This is a genomic window from Methylobacterium sp. 77, assembly GCF_000372825.1.
Taxonomy (GTDB): domain Bacteria; phylum Pseudomonadota; class Alphaproteobacteria; order Rhizobiales; family Beijerinckiaceae; genus Methylobacterium.
In genome coordinates this window covers 1,454,106-1,476,168 of record NZ_KB910516.1, presented here as the reverse complement: position 1 = coordinate 1,476,168, position 22,063 = coordinate 1,454,106, and the positions used below count along the sequence as shown (strand labels likewise).

Genomic DNA, 22,063 nt, shown 5'->3' with positions numbered 1-22,063 from the left:
GCATGTCGCGCGACCATGCATGTCGCACGATCATGTCGCGCCAACCGCGAGGCATCGATCGTCGCAAGCGTAGTTGGAGACGAGATCAGGTCAACGAGAATGATCTTTTTGTAATTCACCTGATCGGAAATACATCATCCATTGATGAGATGACGACGAGGTCATATCTTCCAATTACGTGCGAACCATTGATTTATACTTGCCTCCGAGGGGTGGATTGCCGATCACGGGCGATGCCGTGCCGGGCGCTTTCGAGACGGGTCAGCGACCGTCGGCGTCGCGGCATCGGGTGGATGGGATCGGCTGAATGTCTCAGACGGAAGCGGGATGGGGTGCAGGGCCGAGTGCGGGCTACGAGGAGCTCGCGGCCGGCTTCCGGCCGGTCTTCGCCCGCATCCGCGCCACCGCCATCCCCCGCGACCTCGCGCGTGGACTGCCCCATGACGAGATCGGCTGGCTGAAGCAGGCGGGCTTCACCACGTTGCGTCTCGCCCGCAGCGAGGGCGGTCACGGAACGAGCCTGCCAGAGCTGTTCAACCTGCTCATCGAATTGTCCCAGGCCGATCCCAACGTCACCAATGCCCTGCGCGCGCATTTCGGCTTCACCGAGGACATGTTGTGCTCGTCCTCCGCCGAATGGCGGGCGCGCTGGATCGGCCGGATCGGCGATCGCCAGACCATCGGCAGCGGCGTGTCCGAGACCGGCGAGGCGAAGGTCGGGCAGTTCGACACGATCCTGCGGCCGCAGGGCGGGCGATGGCTGCTCAACGGCCGGAAATTCTACACCACCGGCTCGCTCTTCGCCGACTGGATCCACGTCTCGGCCCAGGACGAGGCCGGCGCATCCCTGGTCGCGGCCGTGCCGGTGCGGGCGCCGGGCGTCGAGATCGTCGATGACTGGGACGGATTCGGTCAGGCGCTGACCGCGAGCGGCACGGCCAACTTCCAGGATGTCCTCCTCGGCCCCGACCTGATCAAGCCCGACCCGGAGCGCTTCCCCTACGCCATGGCCTTCTTCCAGCTCGTGCATCTGGCGACTTTGGCGGGGATCGGCCGCTCGGCGGCCCTCGATGTGGCGCAGCTCGTGGCCGAGCGGACGCGTGTCTACAGCCACGGCAATGGCGGCCGGTCCGGCGACGACCCACAGGTGCAACAGGTGGTCGGGCGCGTTCGCGGCGCGGCCTATGCGGCGGGCGCCATCGTCCTCAAGACCGCGGACTCGCTGCAGCGGACCTACGAGGTGCATCGCGCGGGAGGATCGGCCGACCATGCGGCGGGCATCGCCGATATCGAGGTGAACCAGGCGGTGAGCGTGGTGACGAACCTCGTCCTCGAAGCCACCACGACCCTGTTCGACGCGCTCGGCGCCTCGGCGGTGAAGAGCGGCCTCGGGCTCGACCGGCACTGGCGCAACGCCCGCACCATCGCCTCGCACAATCCCCGGATCTACCGCGACCGCACGGTGGGTGATTTCGCCGTGAACGGCACCGCCGCGCCGCGCCAGTACCGGGTCGGATCGGCCTGACCCGCGGCCGCTACCCTCAAGAACGACAGATCTAAGGATACCGCCATGGCACGCCGTCGGGACAAGATGCGGCTCGGCGCCTTCCTCTATCCGGGCGGCCACCACGTCGCGGCGTGGCGGCATCCTTCGTCGCAGGCGGATGCGGGCGTCGATCCGGCCCATTACCGTCGCCTCGCCGAAGTGGCGGAGGCCGCGAAATTCGACCTCCTGTTCCTGGCCGACGGCGTCAGCATCCGGGGCGACGACATCGACGCCCTGAGCCGCACGGCGATCCGCTATGTCGGGCAGTTCGAGCCGCTGACCCTGCTCTCCCACCTCTCCGCCGTGACCCAACGCATCGGCCTCGTGGCTACCGCCTCGACGACCTATAACGAGCCGTTCCACGTGGCGCGCAAATTCGCCTCCCTCGACCACCTCAGCGGTGGCCGCGCGGGCTGGAACCTCGTCACCTCGGCCGACCCGCGCGAGGCCTATAATTTCAGCCGCGACAGCCATCTCGCCCATGCCCGACGCTATGCCCGCGCCGAGGAGTTCGTGGATGTGGTCGCCGGGCTCTGGGACACGTTCGAGGACGATGCCTTCGTCCGCGACCGCGAGGAGGGCCGCTTCTTCGACCCGGCCAAGCTGCACGTGCTCGGGCACGAGGGCGAGCATTTCTCCGTGCGCGGGCCGCTCAACGTGCCCCGTCCGCCGCAAGGGCACCCGGTGGTGGTGCAGGCCGGCTCCTCGGAGGCCGGGAAGGCGCTGGCGGCCCGCACCGCCGAGGTGATCTTCACGGCCCAGGCCACCCTGGACGATGCCACGGCCTTCTACGCCGACGTGAAGGGCCGGATGGCCCGGCACGGTCGCGAGCCCGACGCGCTCAAGATCCTGCCGGGCGCCTTTCCGGTGGTCGGCCGCTCCGAGGCCGAGGCCCAGGACAAGTACGGCGCGCTGCAGGAGCTGATCCATCCCGTGGTCGGCCGCTCGCTCCTGGAACAGCTCGCCGGGCTCGACCTCTCCGGCTATCCCGACGACGCGCCGGTTCCGGAGGCGAAGGGCACCGAGGGCGGCAAGAGCCGGCAGGACCTCCTCGTCACCATCGCCCGGCGCGAAGGCCTGACCATCCGCGAACTCTACCTGCGCATCGCCGGAGCGCGCGGGCACTGGACCCTGATCGGGACGCCCGCCCAGATCGCCGATGCCCTTCAGGAACGCTTCGAGGCCCATGGCGCCGACGGGTTCAACATCATGCCCCCGACCCTGCCGGGCGGGCTCGATGATTTCGCCTCCCTGGTGATCCCCGAACTACAGCGGCGCGGCCTGTTCCGCACGGAATACGAGGGGACCACCCTGCGCGAGAATCTCGGCCTCGACCGCCCTCTCCATCGCCGCCACGCCCGTCGGACGGGATAAAGCCCGCGCTCTGGTCACGCGCTTCCCCAAGCCCGGCTCCAGGCGCAGGGCGGCTCGAAATCCGGCCACTCACCGGGACGACGACGTGGGCGACCGCCTCAGCGCGGGGGCCGCGCGATCTCCCGCTCGGCCGTGCGAAGCGCGGTTCGGCAGGTGCTCGGCTTGCCGGCCGCCTCCGCCCGGCGGGCCGTCTTGAGCGCGGCGACGGCGCGTCTGCCGGCCGGCCAGCCATCGTAACGGCTCTCCGCCGCCGCGATGGTGGCGGGGGTCGGCTGCACGCCGCGCGTGGCGCGGGCGCTTTCGGGGGCGAAGGATCCGGCCGCCGCGCGGGCCTCCAGAGCGCGGTCGAGGCGCGCCTGCATCCGGTCGATGCCTTTGGCGCAGGAGCCGGCCTCGGCCGCGCCGCCCGAGACCAGGAGGAACACGATCAGCAGGCAAGACAGGAGGAGGGAGGACAGGAGGATGGACCGCGGCATTTTCCGGCCCGAGATCGACCCGTTGCTCATGGCGCCCTCCGCATGCGGCCCGTCCGACCGATCCTCGGCCGTAACGATAGTCCGATCATGCAAAGCGGAGCCGGGCGAGTAAAGCCGGTCGGGCGGCCATCCACGGACGACATCACCGGACCGACCGGTCAGTGCTCGCCGAGAATGTCGAGGATGCGTCCGCGCAGGCTCACGAGGGTGGGGTCGTCGCGGCGACGCGGATAGGGGGCGTCCACCGCGATCTCGGTCCGGATGCGCGCCGGGCGGTCGCTCAGGACGATCACCCGTTGGGCGAGGATGAGCGCTTCCTCGACATCGTGGGTGACGAGGAGCGCGGTGAAGCGGCTCTCCTGCCAGAGTCGGACGAGTTCGCCCTGCATGGCGAGGCGGGTGAGGGCATCGAGCTTGCCGAGGGGCTCGTCGAGAAGGAGCAGGCTCGGATCGTTGACCAGCGCCCGGGCCAAGGCCGTACGCTGGGCCATGCCGCCGGAGAGCTGGTGCGGATAGGCCTCGGCGAAGGCGGTGAGCCCGACGAGGTCCAACGCCTCGTCGATCCGGTGGCGATGCCGGCGCAGCAGGCCGCGCGCTTCGAGACCCAGCGATACGTTGCCCCGCACCGTGCGCCAGGGATAGAGCGTCGGGTCCTGGAACACGAGGAGCCGCTCCGGATCGGGGCCGGTGATCGGTACCCCGTCGAGAGCGAGGGTGCCGGATTCCGCCGTTTCGAGCCCGGCGGCGAGGCGCAGCAGCGTCGACTTCCCACAGCCCGAGGGGCCGAGCAGGGCGACGAAGGAACCCGGCGCGATGGACAGGTCGATCTCATCGAGGACCGGCAGGCGCGTGCCGCCGATGTCGAAAGCGTGGGAGACGCCCGCGACCGTGAGGGCACCGCCCCGATCGCGCGCGTCGATCGGCGATTCGAGGGAAACGGCTACCATTGGACCAGCCCCTTCTGCCAGGACAGCACGCGGTCGCGCAGGCGGAACAGCAGGGTGATCAGCGTCGAGCACATCAGCGCCATGGCGATGAGGGCGGCGTACATGTTGGCATAGGCCGCCCAACCCTGCGCCCATTGCAGGTACCAGCCGAGGCCGGATTTCACGCCCAGCATCTCGGCCACGACCAGGACCGCGAAGGAGGCGCCGAGCCCCATGAACAGGCCGACGAAGACATGGGGCAGGGCGGCCGGAATCGCGACCTTGCGGATGAGGAAGCTCTGCGAGGCGCCGAGGGTCCGGGCGACGTCGTAATAGGATTTGTTGGCCGCCGCGATCCCGGACCAGGTCAGCACGGTCACCGGGAAGCCCGTGGCCAGAGCCACGAGGAAGGTGCTCGCCGACCCGGACGAGGGGAACACGAAGAAGGCCAGCGGCAGCCAGGCGGTGGCGGGCAGCGGCCCGACGAAGCGCAGGATCGGGTGGACCCAGTAGCCGGTCGCGCGCGACCATCCCACCGCCACGCCCAGCACGAAGCCTGCGGCGGCACCGATCGCGTAGCCGCCGGACAGGAGGATGATCGAATTGACGATGCTGCCGCCGAGTTTCGGCCAATCCTCGGCGAAGACTTCGAGGATCGCCTGGGGCGGCGGGAAGAACGGCATCGGCAGCCATTCGAGCTTCGCCGTCACCAGCTCCCAGGAGGTGAAGCCGAGGCCGATCGCGACGATCCACGGCCCCCAATGGCGCAGGCGGGCACCGACCCGGCCGAGAACCGGGAGGAGGGGGCTCGCCAGCAGCAGGGCCGCGCCGACCAGCGCGGAGCCGTAGCCGAAGGGCGCGGAATAGGGAAAATCGCCGTTCTCCGGCAGGCCCAGGGTGAGGGCCGCGAGGTTGAGCCAGACGGCGCCGGCAAGGAGGCCTACCCACCAGAGCCCGGCGAGGCGTCCCCAGGATACGGACCCGATCGAGGATTCGGCCCTCGCCCCGGCGGTCTCGCGGAGCCCGCCGCCCAAGGCGCCCGTCACGGAACTTGCCATGGCGATACCCCTCAGCTCAGTACGTCGGCATAGACCCGGTCGGCGAACTTCGCCGTGTCGGTCGAGCGGCGGATGACGTTCACGCGCTTCAGCTCCTCGCCGTAGAGGGCGATCTCCTGCTTGAGGGTCGCGCCCACCGGTCGGTGATCGTGGGTATGGCTGCGCAGCATCGCCGCCAGATCCTCCACCGAGCCCTTGCCGCCGTAATTCGAGAAGATGCCGGCGGCATCGACAGGGTCGGCCGCGACGCGGTGGCCGCCTTCCAGCACGGCGCGGGTGAGGGCGGTCGCCACGGCCCGGTCGTTGCGGATCAGGCTGCCGCGCAGGGCCACCACGCAGCAGGAGCGCGCGGCGAAGGCGCCGGACAGGTTGGTGGCGACCTCCGTGAAGCGCGGGTCCTTCAGCCAGATCCAGGTGCGCGGGTCGGCATCGGCCAGGGCCTGGGCCTCGCCCTTCTCCACGGCGAGGTTGAGGAGGTCGGCGGGGTATTGCCGCCACTCCACCTCGCGGTCGGGATCGATGCCGGCATCCGACAGGAGCAGGGCGAAGAAGTTCTTGGCCGGGCTCGCATGGTCGCTGATCGCGATGGTCTTGCCCTTCAGCGAAGCGATGTCGCCGATGCCGGCGGATTTCGCGCCGAGCAGCCTGAGGCAGCCGCCATGGAGGCCGGCGGTGATCTTGACGTCGAACCCCTGTTCGAGCGGTTTCAGCCAGCGCAACGCCATGCCGATGCCGGCATCGGCTTTGCCGGTGGCGATCGCCTCCAGCAGGGCCTCGGTGGACCCGCCGAAATTGATGAACTCCACGTCGAGACCGTGGGCCGCGAAGATGCCGCGCTCCTTGGCGACGGGGGCGGCGGCCGTGCAGACGGCATTTGCGTTCCAGGCGAGCTTGACCGGCCGAAGCGGGCCGGTCGCGGTCTCGGTCGCCGCCGCCGCCGCCGGAACGCAGAGCGGGCCGGGATCGAAGGGCACGGCGGGGCCGGGAGCCCAGGCACGTCCCGCGGTCGCGGTGAGGCCGAGGGGCAGAGCGGCCGCGACGGCGGCACCCGCTCCCAGCAGGCGGCGTCGGGATAGCAGGTCGTCGGTCATGGTGGTCTCCGGGGCCGCGCGCGGCCCGCCATCGTGGATAAAATGTCGGGCGTCAGGCCGCGGCGTAGCTGAGATAAGCGACCATCATCTCGGCCACGGCCCGGTGGGCGTAGTCGTCGACGCTCTCGCCGCCATCGACCGGGAAAGCTTCGACGACGCGGCGTCCGCCGAGCACTTCGGACAGTTCCTCGGGCATCAGCCCGTTCTCGATGGCGGCGGCTACCGCCGCCCCGCCATAGGCGCGCCGGAAATGGCGCTGCGCGATGGCGCCCGCGAAGGCCCCGGCGCTCCCGGACCCTGCAACTTCAAATCTCGCGTCGTGATAACCCATGACCGTAAACCCCGTTCGCCACGTTCACCCCATGATGAGCTCCGCCGAAATCGGCGAGACAGCATCGGTCACAGCAGCGAAAGTGTTCGGGGTAGGGGATCTTCATTTCGCCCTCGCATCGGCAACCGGCCGATAGACTTGATGACGAGGGAGACTATAGGCGCGGACGCACGAAATGTGCTTCCAAATGTCCAGCGATCGGAAGGTGAGACGTCTCACTCTCCGGACCGTTCGGGAAAGTTCCTGATCTCGCCGCCGCAGCGGCGGCTGGATCAATGGGCGGCGGCGGGGCCGGAGATCGGCGCGGCGGCAGCCTCGTCGCGGGCGCCGACGAAGCGTCCGAACACGCGCCCGAGGAGGTTGCCGAGGCTGTCCATCAGCAGGAACACGGCGGGCACGAAGACCAGGGAGAGCAGGGTCGAGACGATGAGGCCCGAGATCACCGCCACCGCCATGGGCGCGCGGAACTCGCCGCCGATGCCGAGCGCCATCGCCGAGGGGACCATGCCGGCGGCCATGGCGATGGTCGTCATCACGATGGGTCGCGCGCGCTTGCGGCCGGCATCGACGATGGCGGTGACGCGGTCGACGCCGCGCGCCATCTCCTCGACGGCGAAATCCACCAGCATGATCGCGTTCTTGGTCACCAGCCCCATCAGCATCAGGATGCCGATGACCACGGGCATCGAGATCGGCATGTTGAGGATGAGGAGACCGAGGATCGCGCCGCCGATGGAGAGCGGCAGCGAGAACAGGATGGTCAGCGGCTGCAGGAACGAGCCGAACAACAGCACCAGCACGGCGTAGACCATCATGATCCCGGCCCCCATCGCCAGGAGGAAGCCGGAGAAGACCTCGCCCATGATCTCGGCATCGCCGGTCTGGCGGATGGTGACGCCCGGCGGCAGGTTCTTCGCGGTCGGCGTTTCCAGGGCCTGGGCGATGAGGGAGCCCAGCGCGTCCGAGCCCTCCATGTTGGCCTCGATCGCGACGCGGATCACGCGGTCGTAGCGCTCGATGGCGCCGGGGCCCTGGTCGAGCTCGATATCGGCCACGGCGGCCAGGGGCACGGCGGTGCCGTTCTTGGCCGGGACCTTCAGGTTCTCCAGCCGCGAGACCGCGCCGCGCGTCGTCTCTGGCAATTGCACGCGGATCGGGATCTGGCGGTCGACGGCGTTGAACTTGGCGAGATTCAGGCCGATATCGCCGATCGTGCCGACCCGGACGGTCTCCGCGATGGTGTCGGTGGAGACGCCGAGATCGGCGGCGGCACCGTCCTTCGGGCGAATGCGGACCTCCGTGCGGTTGAGCGGCGCGGTCGACATCACCGAGACGAGGTGCGGGATCGCGGCCATGTCGCGCTGGAGCCGGGCCGCCACCTCGGCGACCACGTCGGCATCGGGACCGCCGACCACCAGGGCGAGGTCGCGCTGGCCGGAATCGCGCAGGGACCAGGAGCGGATGTCGGGCTCCTGCGCCAGAAGAGCCGAGATCTCCGTCTCCACCGCTGCCTGCTTCCTGGCGCGCGTGTTCTTCGGGGTGAGGTTGACGATGAGGGTGGCGAGCCGGGTCTCCTTCTTGCCGCCGACCTGACGACCGCCATCGACGAAGACCGAGGTGACTTCCGGCAGGGAGCGGATGCGTTCGACGACGCGGTCGGCGACCGAAACGGTGTCGGCGAGCTTCGCCCCGGGGGCGAGTTCCACCATGAACAGGGTGCGGGCATTGTCCTGCTTCGGCACGAAGCCGGAAGGCAGTAATCCGGTGGAGGCGAGCGAGCCGGCAAACAGCCCGAGCCCGACGATCAGGGTGATGACGCGGTGGCGCACGGACCAGCCCACGAGCCGGCCATAGCTGCGCATCACCCATCCCTCGCGCTCTTCCGCATGGGCGTGGTCGCGCAGGAAATAGGCGGCGAGCATCGGCGTGATCAGCCGCGCCACCAGCAGCGACATGAAGACCGAGACGGCGATGGTGAGCCCGAACTGGATGAAGTAACGCCCGGCGATGCCGCCCATGAACGAGACCGGCGCGAACACCGCGATCAACGTCGCGGTGATGGCGATGACCGCGAGCCCGATCTCGTCGGCGCCGTCGATCGCCGCGCGGTAGGCGGATTTCCCCATCCGCATGTGCCGGACGATGTTCTCGATCTCGACGATGGCGTCGTCGACGAGGATGCCGGTGACCAGCGTGATCGCGAGAAGGCTGATGCCGTTGAGGGTGAAGCCCAGCGCGTCCATCGCCCAGAAGGTCGGGAAGACCGAGAGCGGCAGGGCGACCGCCGCGATCAGCGTCGCGCGCCAGTCGCGCAGGAACAGGAACACGACGATGACGGCGAGGACGGCGCCCTCGATCAGCGTGTGCATGGCGGAATCGTAGCTGCCGATCGTAGCCGAGACCGAGGAATCGATGGTCTCGAACGCCACGTCCGGATAGGTCTTGCGGAACTCGTCGATGCGCTTCTCGACACCCGCCGCCACCTCGGCGTCGCTGGCGCCCGAGCCGCGCGAGACCGCGAAGGCGACCACCGGTTCGCCGTTGAAGCGGGCGAAGGTGCGCGGCTCCTCGATGGCATCCTGCACGAAAGCGAGGTCGTCGAGGCGAACCTTGCGTCCTCCCGGCAGGACGATGGACGTCGCCTTGAGATCACGCAACGTGCGCGAGGCGGCGAGCGTGCGGATCGATTGCTCGCGTCCGCCGACCTCGCCGCGCCCGCCCGCCATGTCGGCGGAGGTGAGGCGCAGCTGCCGGTTCACGTCCGCCGCGGTGATGCCGAGGGCGAGCAGGCGGTCGGGCTGGAGCACGACGCGCATCTCGCGCGCCACGCCGCCGACGCGCTCGACGCCGCCGACGCCCTTCACTCCCTGGAGCGAGCGGGCGATTCTGTCCTCCACCAGCCAGGACAGGTCGGCGGGCGTCATCGCCGGCGCCTTCACGCCATAGATCAGGATCGGCAGGCCCGCGATCTCGACGCGGCTGATCACCGGCTCGTCGATGGTGCGCGGCAGGTTGATGCGGATCTTCGAGATCGCGTCCTTCACGTCGTTGACGGCGCGGTCGGTATTCACCTCCAGGCGGAACTCCACCGTGGTGACGGACGAGCCCTCGGTGATCGCAGACGTGATGTGCTTCACCCCGCGCACGCCGGCGATGGAATCCTCGACCCATTTCGTCACTTGGGTCTGGAGTTCGGACGGGGCCGCGCCGGCCTGCGTGATCGCCACCGAGACGATGGGCACGTCGACATTCGGCATCCGCGTGACGGCCAGCCCCCGGAAGCTGACGAGGCCGAGCACGATCAGCACGAGGAACAGGACGAGGGGGCCGATCGGCTTGCGGATCGCCCAGGCGGAGACGTTGAGGCGCATCGGGACAATCCGCGTTCGAAGACAGGAGAGAGGTCGGTCCGGGCCTCAGGGGATGCCGGCCTCGGCGGATTCGCGCGGGGAGGGGGCGGTCGCCACGGCCGGGACGGGCACGGCGACGGGGATGGCGCGGACCCGGTCGCCGTCGCGCAGGAAGCTCCCGGCACGTGCGACCACGGCCTCGCCGTCGTTGAGGCCGGTGCGGATCTCGATATCGTCGTCGTCCGACAGGCCGGTGCGCACGGCACGCGCCTCCACCGTCCCGTCCGAGACGACGAGGACGCTGCTGCGCTTGGGGCCGCCATAGAGGACCGAGGCCTGCGGCACGGTCACGCCCCGGGTCCGGGCGATCTCGATGGCGCCCCTGGCGAAAGTGCCGATGCGCAGGCGCGGGTCGGGATCGAGCCTGACGCGGACCTTGCCGAGACGGCTCGCCTTGTCGACCTCCGGGTAGACGGCGCGGACGCTGCCCCGCACCGGCTCGCCGTTGGAAAGCTCGATCGAGGCGGGCGTGCCCTCCCGCAGAAGCGGCAGCTTGGTCTCGATGACCTCGCCTTCGAGCTCGATCTCACCGCGGGCGATGAGCCGGAACAGGGGCTCGGCGGAAGACGAGGCCGCCATCCCGACGCGGGCGGTCCGGCGGCTGACGATGCCGGCTTCGGGAGCGCGGATCTCGGTGCGGGCGAGGCGCAGGTCGAGTTCGTCGCGCACGGCCTTCGCCTGGGCGAGTTCGGCCCTGGCGATGACGAGGCCGTTGCGGGCGAAAGCGAGCTTGCCTTCCGTCTGGCGCAGGGTGGCGGTGCGTCCTTCCATGATCGCCGCCGTGCCGTTGCCGCTGGTCAGGAGCTGCTTGGCCCGGTCGAAAGAGAGGCGTGCCTCCATCTCGGCGGCCTCGGCCTGTTCGATACTGCTCTGGGCCTGCGGCACGGCGGCATTCGCCTTGTCGACGAGGGCGTTCTGCTGGGCGATCTGCCGGTCGATCAGGTCGCGCGAGAGCCGCGCCAGGACCTGACCGCGCTCCACGCGCATGCCCTCCTCGGCCAGCACCTCGGTGACCCGGTAGCCCTCGATCTCGGGCGTCACCAGGATCTCGTCGCGGGGGACGAGGGTGCCGGTGACGACGACCTGTTCGACGATCTCGCGGCGCTTCGCCTCGACCACGGTGACGGCCGGCATCAGCTTGGTCGCGGGGGCAGGGGCGACTTCCGCGCGGGCCGGCAGCCCGAGGCAGAGGCAGAGGCCGGGAAGCGCGAGGGCGGCGGCCCTGGAGATCGTTCTCATCGGCTCGCCTCGGGGTCGGGTCTGGAGGAGGTCGACAACCGGCCCGCGAGGCCGGCATCGATGACGGCATGGAGCTGGGCGACGGCGAGGGTGGAATCGTAATTCGGCGCCAGGGCGCGGTTGACGATGATGCCCTTCATCAAGGCGTCCATCGTCTCGTACAGAGCGGCCGGGTCGCAATCCGGCGAGGTGGCGAGCCCGCCCAGCAGATCGATGAAGAACGCACGTCCCTCCTCCTCGAACCGCTCGTGCATGGTGGCGATGGCGGGGTTGCGGGTCGCTTCCGACCACAGGTCGATCCGGAGCACCGCGACGTCGCGCGGGATCTCCGCGAAATGCTGGGCGATGATGCCGGTGAGGATCGCCCGCCGGTCGCCGGCCCGGGCGAGTTCCGCGACGAGGGCGGCGCCACGGGCGCGCTCATGCTCGGCGAGCCCGAAGACGACCGCCTCCTTCGACTTGAAGTAATGGTAGATGTTGCCGGCCGTCATCCCGGCCTGGCGCGCGAGATCCTGCATCGTGGTGCGATGGAAGCCGTTGCGGACGAAGCAGATCTCGGCGGCGTCGAGGATGTCCTGCCGCCGTGTTGCCTGACTGGCTCTCGGCTCGGCGAGCGCGCCGGCGCTCACGAGGCGGACCTCTCACCGGAAACGGGGATTCTCCCCTCCAGCTGGATCGTGCCGCAAGACCGGGCCTGCATGAAGGGATCGGCGCAGATCCGCGCCTGCCAGCCATCCGATCCCGCACCGGTCCAGCCGATGAAGGCGAGCCAGCCGACGAGAATCAGAATCCCCGGCAGGAGGCTCGAAGGCCGGAATGCGGATCGGATCGAAGCCAAAACGCGCGAGGCGCTCCGTTCGCGCGGCGCGTCGACATCGTCGTACCAGCCCAACTCAGCCATCGCGGCCTCCTGTCCGCCAGCAGCTCTATTGAACGTTCATTCATGTGTCAATGAATGTTCATTCAATCACTTTCGGTGGCGAGGTTCCTTCACCGCCTCGACAGGACGCGCGACGGACCTATCTCATCGGCGATGCGCTTCCTCCTCATCACCGCCTCCCTGCTGTCCCTCTCGACCCTGCCGGCACGCGCCGATGCGTGCGGGGACCTCATCGACAGCGTGGTCGCCGAGACGAAATCCACTCTCGTCAACCGCACCGTCGATTTCGCCGAGATGTCCGCCACCGACGGCATGACGCTGACCCTGGCCTGCGGCGATCCGTCGGCGGTGGGCGTACAGTTCAAGGGCGAGACGCCGGGCGACGCCTATTACGCGCTGTTCGGCCGGGCCGGGCAGATCGCGACCGGCATCGCGCCGGACCTGATCGAGGCGGCGGCGCGGCAGGCCCGTGAACAGGCGGTGACCACCCGCCACAGCCATGCCGATGCGGCCTCGGCCGTCGTCACCTGCTCGGTGATGAACGGCAGTCGCGGGCCGATGACCGGCTGCGCCGTGGTCGACAAGAGCAAGCGCTGACGGCCTCCCCGCCGATCGTCGAAATGGGAAGATGCGGCAGCCGAAGCGGAATTTCGGTCAGGCGGTGAGCCGCCGCTCGTCCTTGGCCGCGAATTCTTCGGCGATCGTGGTCGCGATCTTGGCAAGCCACGCTTCCGCCGTGCGTGCACGCTCCTCCGCGTCCCTGGCGCGCGCTTCGGCAGCTCTCAGCAGCGCATCCGACCGATTTTGGATCTCCTGCGCATGCGCCTCCGCCACCCGGATGCGCTCATGGGCCGCCTTCATGTCTTCGCGGACCCGGTCCAGAAGCTCACGAACCCGCATTTCCTGCTCATGAGCATCGGCCTCGGCCTCTCTCACGCGGGTTGCCGCAGTTCTGACGCGCTCGATCAAGTCGGACCAATCTTGAGGGGTCGAACGATGATTGAGCGGCGCATCCGCCGATGCCCTATCCGACGGGCTAATGACACGAAGGATGCCGGCTAGTGGAGCCGCGGCGGATTGTTTTGAATGAGACGCTTGCTGGTCGTCTTCAAAATCCTTGGTCAGATCGCGCATGATCTTCTCGATCTGATCCACCGTACAATTCCTTACAATCCAACCGTGTTATGATTCGAATAGCCTGCGGTTGCTGGCCGAGGAACCAACACGCTTTAAATTTTCTTAACCGTCAAGGCGCCCCTGCACGAACAAATGCATGCCGCAGGAAAAGTGGCGGGAGGTGTGCCGAATCTGGCGCTACCGGCGTCGGGGCTTTTCGCAGCCGGGGGTCGATCCGGCTCGGCAGCGGCAAGCTGGGCGAGGGCGAGGTGGGCGGCCACCGTCGAGCTCACGGGGTCCGGTCGTTTGCGGGTCGAGGCCGTGTTTCAAGCCAACGCCCTGAACGTGATCGTCGAAGCGCTTCCGTCGCGGCTCTTTCCGGCGGCCCCCTGGGCCAAGCCCTTGCCGGCCGCGACCGGCCCGCTATCCTGTGGGGATGACTTTGCGCTCCACCAGCAGCCGATTGTCGCCCAAGGCAGGCATCGCACTCGTCCTCGTCATGACGGTGCTGGTCGGGCTCGGCTTCTGGATGGGATTGATCGGCTGAGCGATGAGGGGCCGCCTTGGCGCGAGCTTCTCACCTCACGGTCATGACAGCGGTTAGTTTCACGCTCGCCGGCGGGCCGTCGATCGCAACGCTCAGGCCGACGAGCGATGCCGGCACGGCTGCGATCAGACCGACCTGCAACGCAAGTGGCCAGGGCGGATCGCGACACGATCCAGGACTTCAGCCAGGCACGGCACGACAGAATCGACGTGCACTTCATCGGTGCCATCGCTGGCGGAAGCGTCAATCAGGCCTTCAACGTCATCGGGGCGGATGCCTTCGGCCATCATGCCGGCGAACTGCGTGCGGTCGCTTCCGGCGGCAATGAGGGCGGTCTCCGACATCGGCCTCTCGCTCTTCGTGCGGCTAAAACGACCTGCCCTGGCTCCCTCGCAATGCCGGCGCTCCTCTTATCCCTCGGCGCAGGTTCGATGGAGACACGAAAAGCCCGCCACGGCCGAAGCCGGGCGGGTTGAGTAATTGGTGCATCCTTGGAGGGATGGATGAATCTTAGCATGGCTCCTCACAGGCAGCAGACGGCCCGCTGCATAACCACCCCTCGCTGGGTGCGGGCCTGCGTCGGACGGAGCCGGATGCGCGATGACGACGATCCGGCTTTTCGCCTGGGGAACGACATCGCGGCAATGAATTCGTATCCATGGGGTCTCCCATGGACATCATTGGAACGCTTCAGACGAAGCAAGGGCCGCCTATCTGAAGCCGGGCCGGGCGTTCGATGTGCGGTCAAGCGAGGTCGTTCTGCGCCTCGGGGTCATCGGAAATTCGCTCGGCTGGATCGACGGTCTCCTGCGTATGGCTGCCTTCGATCTTCGGGGTTTTCGTGGTGACGTGATCGGTCTGCACGGTCAGCGGATCTTTTGCGTCCGGTGCGATCGGAGGGCGTGCCTCGTCGGTTTGGGGCGCTTTCTTCTCGGTCATAGCTTCCTCGCTGGCTTCTTGAAGGAAGCCAACGACTGGGCTGGGCGGATGTTCGAGCCAACGTTCCTCTCTGCCCCGCGCAGGAGCGTTGTCGTGTCGACGATTGCCCCCCGCCCGGCCTAAGCCGGACGGATCTGAGGAGGATGGTGATGGTGCCAACGCAATCGCGATACGTATTCAAGCCTCTCAAGGGGATCGCTGGCCTCGGGCTCCTATGGCTCAGTTATGAAATCTGGTTGGGATGGGCAGCCATTTTGCCGCGAGACAGTGTTTTGAACTGGGCTGCGGCGATCACGCTGGGATGGCTGGGGCTCCGCTGGCTCTCCGGTTTCCTCGAACTCAATCCAGAAATGGAAAAACCCGCCGCGGCCTGAGCCGGGCGGGTTTCAAAAGAGGCGCTACCGCGCCGTGAGGTGATTGCTACTCAATACCCGTAGCGGTAGGCGCGACGGTAATGCTGATCCTGACGGCGCAGATGCGCGCCGTAGCGACGATCGTGGAGCATCTGCCGGCGAATATGCTGCCGGTACCGGTGCTGTGGCGAGTGGCCATAGCCGTAACGGTATCCGTACTGGACCACCTCAGTTGCCGCGGGCTGCCCGAGCGATGTCGCGTCAGCTGCCAGTGGCGCGGCCTGGGCCGGCGACAACAGGCCAGCGCCGACGAGCGCGGCCGCCAGTGCGAGGGAGCGCAGATTTCTCATTCGATGTCCTTCCTCATGAGTTCGGATGCGACATGTAGGTCACGACAGCGCAGCTTCAAACGAAAAGACGCCGCTCCGGTTTTCACCGGGCGGGGTCTGTCGTTCAGTGACCCGAGGGGAGGGGGAGGGATCATAGCAGGGGGCATGCCCGCCCTGAGAACGCCGAAGACCCGGCGCGGCGAGCCCTGACGCAGGGAGTTCGCGGATTGCCTTTGACCGATTGAGCGGCAGCGTCCCACCGCCGGTCACCATCCAGCGCGGGTCCCGCCTTCAGGTCACCGGTCGATCGGCATCTCGGGACGCGAGTGATCGGATGAAGGCTATCACAGGACGAAATCGGCTCTGGTCAGGGTGATGGCGTCGTCGAGATGGATCGAGAAGTCCCAAACTTTGTCGCCGTCGAGGTCGCCGTAGACGTCAGTATCCGACGCCGCCTTGTCGAAGCGCAATTGGCCGGCTTGGCCAGAGAATGCCGCCGAGCCGAGGAAGCTGAAATCCTGGTTGCCACTTTTGTTAGCGTCGGCGTCAATGGTGATCAGCCAGATAGAGGGCCTCGGCGGCGACCTTGAACAAGCGGTCGGCCATGCGGCCCCGCTGGACCGGAAGGATGGTCGGAGACAGCGTCTGAGCGAACGCGGTGGAGACGGCGCGGGCGAGCGCCAGTGCCGCGGGTGTGAGCAAGCGGGTCATAATGATCACACGATGTCAGGGATTACGCGGCAGGACCGGCCGGCTCGGTATGGTAGCGTTCTCGGAGCAAGCCGGGAGCCTCTGGATGCCGTACGTATGGTGCGACTTAGGAAACCCTGGCTTCCAGCTCGATCTATACAGCTTAGACGGCCGCTCCATTTACAGTGCGAGGGTTTATACAGTCGACGGCTTCGGACACGGCTACACGATCACGAAGCAAGGTCAGAACCAGCCACTCATCATGGGATCGCGCCCGCTCGATCTCGACCAGATAAAAGCCGAGTGCGAAGTAATCCTACAGGCGCTCTGCGCTGAGGACGGTTCCTTACCCGAACCAGGCCCCCATGAGCCATGAGGCGAAGCGCGAGCCCCATGACGGCTTCATGTCCCCGGCCGCCTCCGGCAGCCACTCTCGCACCTCGGACGGGGTGACCACGGGAGCGGCCGGGACCAGTGCTATGCGATCACCTGCCCGAGTTTCACGCCAGTGATGTGCCCGAAGCCAATGGTCGGCATGCCGACGCTGTCACGGTGAGCTTTCGGGCGATCTGAGCGCGGCAAGGCCGAGCGGCGTCATGGTGGCGGACGCGGCCCCATCACTTCTCACGGTTTTGGGAGTTGCGCGGCGTAGCCCTTGCCTCCACCTCCGCCCAGCGGTGGCTCGGATGCGAAGACGATGGAGCAGAGGACAGTCGAAGCGGCATTCGCCATCGGATTGATGACGGGACTGCTGATCACGTTGACCGTCCGGTACGGTCCGGGCTTCGCGTTCTGATCGGGGAGTTGCGCGGCGACCGGCCGGCTCGGGCGGGATAGAAGGCCGGGATGATCAGCGCCTGCGACTGACCATCATCCTGAGCCGATGGACCCGGCGGCGCGGGACGCGGACTGAAGCGATCGTCGCCCTGGACTGCTTTCGCAAATCGTTGAACGCCTCGATGCGACTGTGTTCGGCTTGATGGAAGCACTCGATGCCGATCGCGCTGATCTGGCCTACGCCGGACACCGCTGGGTTATGGCTGCGCTTCCGGACCGAAGCTCAGCGATGTGGGCCATGCACCGATGCCGACGGACAATGAGTACAGCCACCTGCATGGACATCCGGCCGGCGTGGCTTCACCAGCGGCCTGCGAACCGAAGCGAGGGAGCGAGGAATGGACGAGGCGAGATTTCGCGCGTTGGAGGCGCGCGTCGTCGCGTTGGAGGGCGAACTGAAGCGCGCGCGGAACGACATCCAGTGGGCCATTGGCCTGATGTTCGTCGTCCCGGTGGGGCTGCTGATCATATTGCGGGTCTGGTCGTGAACGCTCCCCCGTCCAATCACGTCGGATATCGCGAAGACGATGCCCGGCATTCGGGACGGACTGCTTATTCGTGAGATGTCCGTTGCATTGACGGGTGCCATCATGCCCTCGACGTGAAGCGTTGGCATGCCGCGTGGTCGAAGAACGGAAAGCCCCCGCCGCTGGCTCAATGGCACTTGCAGTTCTCAAGGCAGCGCTGACGTTCTGCATCGTCGCGGGGCACCGCCAGCGTCGGCAGTCGGGCGACGATATCAGCGAGTTCAGGATTACCGGACAGAGACCACGCAAGGCCTTCGCGACGGCGGACCCGGTCATCGAAGCACCGCTGCCGAGCACCGTCACCGACGGGAATGCGAAGTGTGCCGGCCTGGAATGACGCTACCATCGATGCGAACCGGACCCTGCGGATCACGCCCGGCAAGACCGAGGGGACGACCGAGGCGTGGATCGCGATCGACCTGAAGCTCTGCCGGATGGTCTTGGAGGAATTGGCGCGTCTTACGGAGGACGCCCGATCCGGTCCCGTCATCGTTCATGACCGGCAACATCGACCGTACCTAGCTCGCGGAGCGATGGAGCTTCGTCCGAAGGATTGCCGCCCGGTATATGGTGCCGAGATCTCCGCGCCTGCGCCCATACGGAGGCCGGGGAGACGGGGCTTTGACCGACGCTGCCAGTAAGCTCGCGGGGCAGTCCAAGCCCCGGATCACGGCTGCGGTGTATGACCGCGCCGGCCTCGACGCCCAACGTCGCATTGCCGTTGCACCCGTTGCGAAACGCTCCGGGAACGAGAAGGAACGGCCCCTCGGCAAATCCGGGCGTCAGGTCGTTTTCGCGTTAAGGCCGTGTTAACCCTGTCCCGACGATCGTTCTGCCGATGGACAGGCGGTCTGCCGACCCGACCGAGGAGCCGATGGGCCGCACGATCCTCGCCTGCCGCATCTCCGCTTTATCTCTCGCCTGCTCCCTTGCGGGATCGCCGGTTCTGGCCCAGGAACCGCTCCTCCTGAGAATCAGGCCCGCCGACGCCGCTCCGGCCGAGATCGGCGCGGGGGGCGGAATGCCCTCGGCGGAGGAAGTGGCGCGGGCCCGCGCCGCCCGCGAAGCGGTATGGGAGCGGGCCAGCCGGCGCGCCCGCATCGCCATCGCTTCCGTCTGTACCGGATGCCTCCAGCCGGAGCGTCCGGTGCGTCCCGTTCCTCAGCCGGACCCGGACGGGACCGGCCTCAGGGAGCGGGCCACGCCTACCGAACCTCTCGCCGCCGGAGAGCCCCTTTCGGCCGGCACCTTCGCCCAGCACTCAACCAGCCAGACAGGTATTCCATGACCCAGTCGCACCCCACCAGCGGCGCCGAGCCGGATCCGGCCTGCCCGGTCTCCCTCGACCTTCTCGGAGCGGTCTACCGCGCCGAGCCCGAGGACCTGCCCGAGATCCTCGCGGAAATCCCTCCCACCACCCGTGCCAAGCTCGCCGTCTACCTCTACGGCAAGAGCCACATGCACCAGCTCGGACTCTCGGTGGCTCGGGCCTGCGAGCGGGACGACCTCGTGCGGGTCGCGGGCGAGATCGGCTCGGTGGTCCATGGCCAGGCGCAGATGAAGTCCGCCCGCCCGGCCGCCCCGAATCCGGCCGCCCCCCCGCCGCCACGCAAGATCAGCCTCGGCGGTTCGGCTCCGAAGAAGATCAGCCTCGGCGGTTCGGCGGCGAAATCGCGCTCCTTCGATTGAGATATCTTCGCGACTGAACACGTTGGCGGGACTCGGCCCGTTCGCGCGATCGTGAGGCGACGAAGGGCTTTCGACCAAGGTCGGCCTTTCGGCGGCGGCCGACCGCGTGGCATAAGCGCGGCGGTTGTGCCTGTCGGCATTGAGAGGAACGACATGTTCGGTGCGTGGTGGAAGCTCGGCATGGATGCGACCCTGCTCGCGATGGAATCGCAGCAGGTGATCGGCCTTCGGCTCGCCAAGCTCTCCCTCGGCGGACCGGCCGCGCAGGCCGAGGCGCAACGCATGGTGAGCGAGAAGATCATGGCCGCCAACGAAGCGGCCATGCTGATGGCGACGGGAAGCTCGACCCAACATGTGCTGACCGGGTATCGCCGAAAGGTCCGCGCCAACGCACGGCGGCTCTCGAAGGCCTGATCCGGCTTCGCCGCAGCGCAGCATTAACCGGGGATTAACCAACCTCCGCTTCCATCGGGGCCACCACCCACGAGGAGAGCGCGGATGAACCCCTTCGAACAGCAGGTGCGCGAGCGTGCCTATTACATCTGGGAAGGCGAGGGCCGAGTGTTCGGCCGCGCCGACCAGCATTGGCTGATGGCCGAATCCGAGCTGCGCTCGGTGAGTGTTCCGGCCCCGGTCTACGTCCAGCCGGTGACCGCCGATCTCAGCATGGCACCGAGCCCGGCCAAGACCCTGAAGCCCCGCGCCTCGCGCAGCGCCGGCACCGCCGCCAAGGCTGTCGCCGAGAAATCCGAGACCGCCCCGCGCCAGACCAAGGCCGCCACATCTAAATCTGCTTCGACCAAGGCGCCTGCCGCTCCCGAGGCGACCAAATCTGCCTCCACCAAGGCTGCTTCGGCCAAATCTGCCTCCACCAAGTCCGCCTCGGCCAAGACCGCATCGGCCAAGACTGCATCGAGCGCCGGCACCGCCACCAAGCCGCGCAGTGTGGCCAAGCCCCGCGCCGCCGCCTCGATGGAATCCGCCGCGACCGTCCACTGACGCCGAGCGGCTCCGTTCAAGCCCGCCGCCCCGCGCAGGGCGGCGGGCTTCTTTTTTGCGGCCCCCGGTTCAAGCGCCGCCCTCGACCCGCCACCCGGCGCGCCGGGACGGAATGCCGGAACGCCGGGCCAACCTTTGCCGTTATGGATTCACGATATCGATTCGAGCCGGATCCGGCTCGCTCTCCCGAGGCTCGCCATGAAGACCGTTCTCTCCACCCTGGTCGCCCTGACGATGGTGGCAATCCCGCTCGCTGCCGAGGCCGGTGCGGGTCCGTATCGTGAGCGTCCGGTCGCGCGCGACATCGATTCCACCGGCGGCATCACCGTCGGCGGACGCGCGCCCTGGAATCAGCCCTGGGAATACGATTCGGGCAGCGACAACGACCGCCGGCCGGAACTGCCCTATTACCAGCAGGGCCGCGGCCAGCAGACCGGCGGCCCGGCCCGCAACCTGCTCCCGGATGACGGGCTTCAGATCTTTCCGCGCTGAATCGCCCGTCTGGAAGCGCTCTGCATTCCACACATGACACAAATGCGTCAGAACCGGCCGCCGGCTATGGATAGTCGGCGAAAGGGACTGGCGTGGGCGAGCGTCTTCGCGTAGCCAACCGCCCGGGGAAAATGATCCCGAGCGACGGAACGTTGACCATGGCGCAGCAGGCCCAGTCGAGCTTCGATTCTCAGTTTTCTTGCGAGCAAATGCCGCTCCGGGACCAGGTCGAGGCCGCCGTCCAGGACGGTACGACCCCGATCAGCCGGCTGCTTCGGCTGATGTTTGCCGTCGATGCGGACGCGACCGCCAACGAAAACCTGCGCCTGCGCCTGCGCGCGCGCATCGGCGCCCCGCGTATCGTCTGATCGCCGGTTACCGCCGTCGACGCCGAGCGACCTTCGGTTGCGAACGCGCCATGCAGGCCATGTAGATCTGTCGCCCGATCGCGTAGAGACCGATCGCGTGCGGGTCCGGCGTGATGAACACCTTGGCCCGTGCCTCATTGCGGCAGGCCGCATCCTGAGGGCTCTTGATCGGAGCCTCCGCCCGGACCTGCGATACAACTCCCAATAATCCCACAGCGACCATACCGGCGATCAAGCCTAGTCGGCGGCGTGCCGAATGTCGTCCGCATACCCCGGCCGTTCCGCCCATGATTCTCGCCCCCCGTTACGGTGAAGGTAGGGCGCATCGGCGGGAAAGCGCATCCGTATTCTCCGCCGAACCCTGGGTCTGAAAGTTCGAGTGGCTCCGGCGTCGTCCCGGATTTCCACTCACGGCATGACCCAGAGGCAGTTTGGCTCGTCCGTCACCGCGAGGCATTCGAATGGAGCCCCGCCGATCATGGCCCGGTGCTCTGCCGCGCCGATCCGGACGCGGGCAATCCTGCGACAGCCGGGATGGCTCGCGAGGTCGGCCAATGCCCTGGCATGGTCGGCCTGCGCCTGTCCCATCAGCACGCGGAGATTGACCAGGGTCTCGCAGGCGACGACGTCTCGCGCGGCGGTCTCATCGGCCTGTGCCGCGCTCGTCCCCGCAAGGGCGAGGAGCAATGCGGCCCCCCATTTCATCTTTCCCATCACGGCGGCGTCTCCCGGTCCCAGCACTGCCGGGAGGATGTAGGGCGATGACGACGCATCGGGAGCCTCGTGCAGGCCGGTTCTTGCTCGGCCGGTTCTTGCCCGCCGGTTCTTGCCAACTCGTACTTGCCC

Annotated in this window: 28 protein-coding genes; 12 read left to right on the top strand and 16 right to left on the bottom strand. The window is 67.8% G+C overall.

Features of this window, described 5'->3' with window-relative positions; genetic code table 11:
• Positions 1 to 307 precede the first annotated feature (307 nt).
• Both A3OK_RS0106960 and A3OK_RS0106955 read left to right on the top strand, forming a co-directional pair.
• A complete protein-coding gene (locus tag A3OK_RS0106960; RefSeq protein WP_019904221.1) occupies positions 308 to 1,525 on the top strand; it encodes an acyl-CoA dehydrogenase family protein in 1,218 nt (405 codons plus the stop codon).
• Positions 1,526 to 1,570: 45 nt separating this feature from the next.
• On the top strand, positions 1,571 to 2,920 hold the full coding sequence (locus tag A3OK_RS0106955) for an LLM class flavin-dependent oxidoreductase (RefSeq protein WP_019904220.1): 1,350 nt from the start codon (positions 1,571 to 1,573) through the stop codon (positions 2,918 to 2,920).
• Between the two features lie 98 nt (positions 2,921 to 3,018).
• Here the strand turns inward: A3OK_RS0106955 and A3OK_RS22440 are convergent, their stop codons facing one another.
• From A3OK_RS22440 to A3OK_RS22430, 9 genes are all read right to left on the bottom strand, one after another.
• Positions 3,019 to 3,426 carry a hypothetical protein gene (locus A3OK_RS22440; protein ID WP_019904219.1) on the bottom strand — a complete coding sequence of 136 codons (408 nt, stop codon included), beginning with the start codon at positions 3,424 to 3,426 and terminating at the stop codon, positions 3,019 to 3,021.
• 128 nt (positions 3,427 to 3,554) lie between these two features.
• The gene (locus A3OK_RS0106945) at positions 3,555 to 4,343 is read right to left on the bottom strand and encodes an ABC transporter ATP-binding protein (protein ID WP_019904218.1); all 789 of its coding nucleotides are present in this window, start codon (positions 4,341 to 4,343) and stop codon (positions 3,555 to 3,557) included.
• Positions 4,337 to 5,380, bottom strand: coding sequence for an ABC transporter permease subunit (locus A3OK_RS0106940; RefSeq protein WP_019904217.1), 1,044 nt, complete (start codon positions 5,378 to 5,380; stop codon positions 4,337 to 4,339). The genes A3OK_RS0106945 and A3OK_RS0106940 overlap by 7 nt, the downstream gene beginning before the upstream one ends.
• A gap of 11 nt (positions 5,381 to 5,391) precedes the next feature.
• The gene (locus A3OK_RS0106935; protein ID WP_019904216.1) at positions 5,392 to 6,471 is read right to left on the bottom strand and encodes an ABC transporter substrate-binding protein; all 1,080 of its coding nucleotides are present in this window, start codon (positions 6,469 to 6,471) and stop codon (positions 5,392 to 5,394) included.
• A gap of 52 nt (positions 6,472 to 6,523) precedes the next feature.
• On the bottom strand, positions 6,524 to 6,802 hold the full coding sequence (locus A3OK_RS22435; RefSeq protein WP_019904215.1) for a hypothetical protein: 279 nt from the start codon (positions 6,800 to 6,802) through the stop codon (positions 6,524 to 6,526).
• Positions 6,803 to 7,074: 272 nt separating this feature from the next.
• Positions 7,075 to 10,173: an efflux RND transporter permease subunit gene (locus A3OK_RS0106925; protein WP_019904214.1), complete on the bottom strand. Its 3,099-nt coding sequence runs from the start codon at positions 10,171 to 10,173 to the stop codon at positions 7,075 to 7,077.
• A 45-nt stretch (positions 10,174 to 10,218) separates the two neighbouring features.
• Positions 10,219 to 11,442 (bottom strand): efflux RND transporter periplasmic adaptor subunit, encoded by a 1,224-nt coding sequence (locus tag A3OK_RS0106920; RefSeq protein ID WP_026597010.1) that lies wholly within the window; start codon positions 11,440 to 11,442, stop codon positions 10,219 to 10,221.
• Positions 11,443 to 11,447: 5 nt separating this feature from the next.
• Complete coding sequence (locus tag A3OK_RS0106915; protein WP_019904212.1) at positions 11,448 to 12,080, bottom strand: TetR/AcrR family transcriptional regulator; 633 nt, start codon at positions 12,078 to 12,080, stop codon at positions 11,448 to 11,450.
• Positions 12,077 to 12,352, bottom strand: coding sequence for a hypothetical protein (locus A3OK_RS22430; protein ID WP_019904211.1), 276 nt, complete (start codon positions 12,350 to 12,352; stop codon positions 12,077 to 12,079). The genes A3OK_RS0106915 and A3OK_RS22430 overlap by 4 nt, the downstream gene beginning before the upstream one ends.
• A 132-nt stretch (positions 12,353 to 12,484) precedes the next feature.
• Between A3OK_RS22430 and A3OK_RS0106905 the strand changes: the two genes are divergently transcribed.
• Positions 12,485 to 12,928, top strand: coding sequence for a hypothetical protein (locus tag A3OK_RS0106905; RefSeq protein ID WP_019904210.1), 444 nt, complete (start codon positions 12,485 to 12,487; stop codon positions 12,926 to 12,928).
• Between the two features lie 57 nt (positions 12,929 to 12,985).
• Here the strand turns inward: A3OK_RS0106905 and A3OK_RS0106900 are convergent, their stop codons facing one another.
• The 3 genes from A3OK_RS0106900 to A3OK_RS0106885 form a co-directional block, all read right to left on the bottom strand.
• A complete protein-coding gene (locus A3OK_RS0106900) occupies positions 12,986 to 13,486 on the bottom strand; it encodes a hypothetical protein (protein WP_026597009.1) in 501 nt (166 codons plus the stop codon).
• Between the two features lie 633 nt (positions 13,487 to 14,119).
• A complete protein-coding gene (locus tag A3OK_RS0106890; protein ID WP_019904208.1) occupies positions 14,120 to 14,338 on the bottom strand; it encodes a hypothetical protein in 219 nt (72 codons plus the stop codon).
• A gap of 400 nt (positions 14,339 to 14,738) precedes the next feature.
• Positions 14,739 to 14,933: a hypothetical protein gene (locus tag A3OK_RS0106885; RefSeq protein WP_019904207.1), complete on the bottom strand. Its 195-nt coding sequence runs from the start codon at positions 14,931 to 14,933 to the stop codon at positions 14,739 to 14,741.
• A gap of 143 nt (positions 14,934 to 15,076) precedes the next feature.
• Between A3OK_RS0106885 and A3OK_RS0106880 the strand changes: the two genes are divergently transcribed.
• The gene (locus A3OK_RS0106880; protein ID WP_019904206.1) at positions 15,077 to 15,307 is read left to right on the top strand and encodes a hypothetical protein; all 231 of its coding nucleotides are present in this window, start codon (positions 15,077 to 15,079) and stop codon (positions 15,305 to 15,307) included.
• A 50-nt stretch (positions 15,308 to 15,357) separates the two neighbouring features.
• On the opposite strand, the gene A3OK_RS0106875 is transcribed toward A3OK_RS0106880, so the two are convergent.
• The 3 genes from A3OK_RS0106875 to A3OK_RS23925 all read right to left on the bottom strand — a co-directional run bounded on the left by A3OK_RS0106875 (position 15,358) and on the right by A3OK_RS23925 (position 16,326).
• Positions 15,358 to 15,636, bottom strand: coding sequence for a hypothetical protein (locus A3OK_RS0106875; protein WP_019904205.1), 279 nt, complete (start codon positions 15,634 to 15,636; stop codon positions 15,358 to 15,360).
• Between the two features lie 323 nt (positions 15,637 to 15,959).
• Positions 15,960 to 16,085, bottom strand: a complete 126-nt coding sequence (locus A3OK_RS24705) for a hypothetical protein (RefSeq protein ID WP_019904204.1) — start codon at positions 16,083 to 16,085, stop codon at positions 15,960 to 15,962.
• Between the two features lie 76 nt (positions 16,086 to 16,161).
• The gene (locus A3OK_RS23925; protein ID WP_019904203.1) at positions 16,162 to 16,326 is read right to left on the bottom strand and encodes a hypothetical protein; all 165 of its coding nucleotides are present in this window, start codon (positions 16,324 to 16,326) and stop codon (positions 16,162 to 16,164) included.
• A gap of 1,154 nt (positions 16,327 to 17,480) precedes the next feature.
• Here A3OK_RS23925 and A3OK_RS23920 point away from each other — a divergent pair.
• The 8 genes from A3OK_RS23920 to A3OK_RS0106805 all read left to right on the top strand — a co-directional run bounded on the left by A3OK_RS23920 (position 17,481) and on the right by A3OK_RS0106805 (position 21,217).
• A complete protein-coding gene (locus tag A3OK_RS23920) occupies positions 17,481 to 17,630 on the top strand; it encodes a hypothetical protein (RefSeq protein ID WP_019904199.1) in 150 nt (49 codons plus the stop codon).
• Between the two features lie 133 nt (positions 17,631 to 17,763).
• Positions 17,764 to 18,006 (top strand): hypothetical protein, encoded by a 243-nt coding sequence (locus A3OK_RS0106840; protein WP_155911970.1) that lies wholly within the window; start codon positions 17,764 to 17,766, stop codon positions 18,004 to 18,006.
• A 501-nt stretch (positions 18,007 to 18,507) separates the two neighbouring features.
• A complete protein-coding gene (locus A3OK_RS0106830) occupies positions 18,508 to 18,957 on the top strand; it encodes a hypothetical protein (RefSeq protein ID WP_019904197.1) in 450 nt (149 codons plus the stop codon).
• Positions 18,954 to 19,358 (top strand): hypothetical protein, encoded by a 405-nt coding sequence (locus tag A3OK_RS0106825; protein WP_019904196.1) that lies wholly within the window; start codon positions 18,954 to 18,956, stop codon positions 19,356 to 19,358. The genes A3OK_RS0106830 and A3OK_RS0106825 overlap by 4 nt, the downstream gene beginning before the upstream one ends.
• 153 nt (positions 19,359 to 19,511) lie before the next feature.
• Entirely contained in the window at positions 19,512 to 19,772 is a 261-nt protein-coding gene (locus A3OK_RS0106820; protein WP_019904195.1) for a hypothetical protein, read from the top strand.
• An 84-nt stretch (positions 19,773 to 19,856) separates the two neighbouring features.
• Complete coding sequence (locus A3OK_RS0106815) at positions 19,857 to 20,357, top strand: DUF2934 domain-containing protein (RefSeq protein WP_019904194.1); 501 nt, start codon at positions 19,857 to 19,859, stop codon at positions 20,355 to 20,357.
• A 198-nt stretch (positions 20,358 to 20,555) separates the two neighbouring features.
• Positions 20,556 to 20,849, top strand: a complete 294-nt coding sequence (locus tag A3OK_RS0106810; protein WP_019904193.1) for a hypothetical protein — start codon at positions 20,556 to 20,558, stop codon at positions 20,847 to 20,849.
• Between the two features lie 158 nt (positions 20,850 to 21,007).
• Positions 21,008 to 21,217 (top strand): hypothetical protein, encoded by a 210-nt coding sequence (locus A3OK_RS0106805; RefSeq protein WP_036302633.1) that lies wholly within the window; start codon positions 21,008 to 21,010, stop codon positions 21,215 to 21,217.
• A gap of 408 nt (positions 21,218 to 21,625) precedes the next feature.
• Here A3OK_RS0106805 and A3OK_RS0106795 read toward each other — a convergent pair whose 3' ends face one another.
• On the bottom strand, positions 21,626 to 21,931 hold the full coding sequence (locus tag A3OK_RS0106795) for a hypothetical protein (RefSeq protein WP_019904190.1): 306 nt from the start codon (positions 21,929 to 21,931) through the stop codon (positions 21,626 to 21,628).
• Positions 21,932 to 22,063 lie beyond the last annotated feature (132 nt).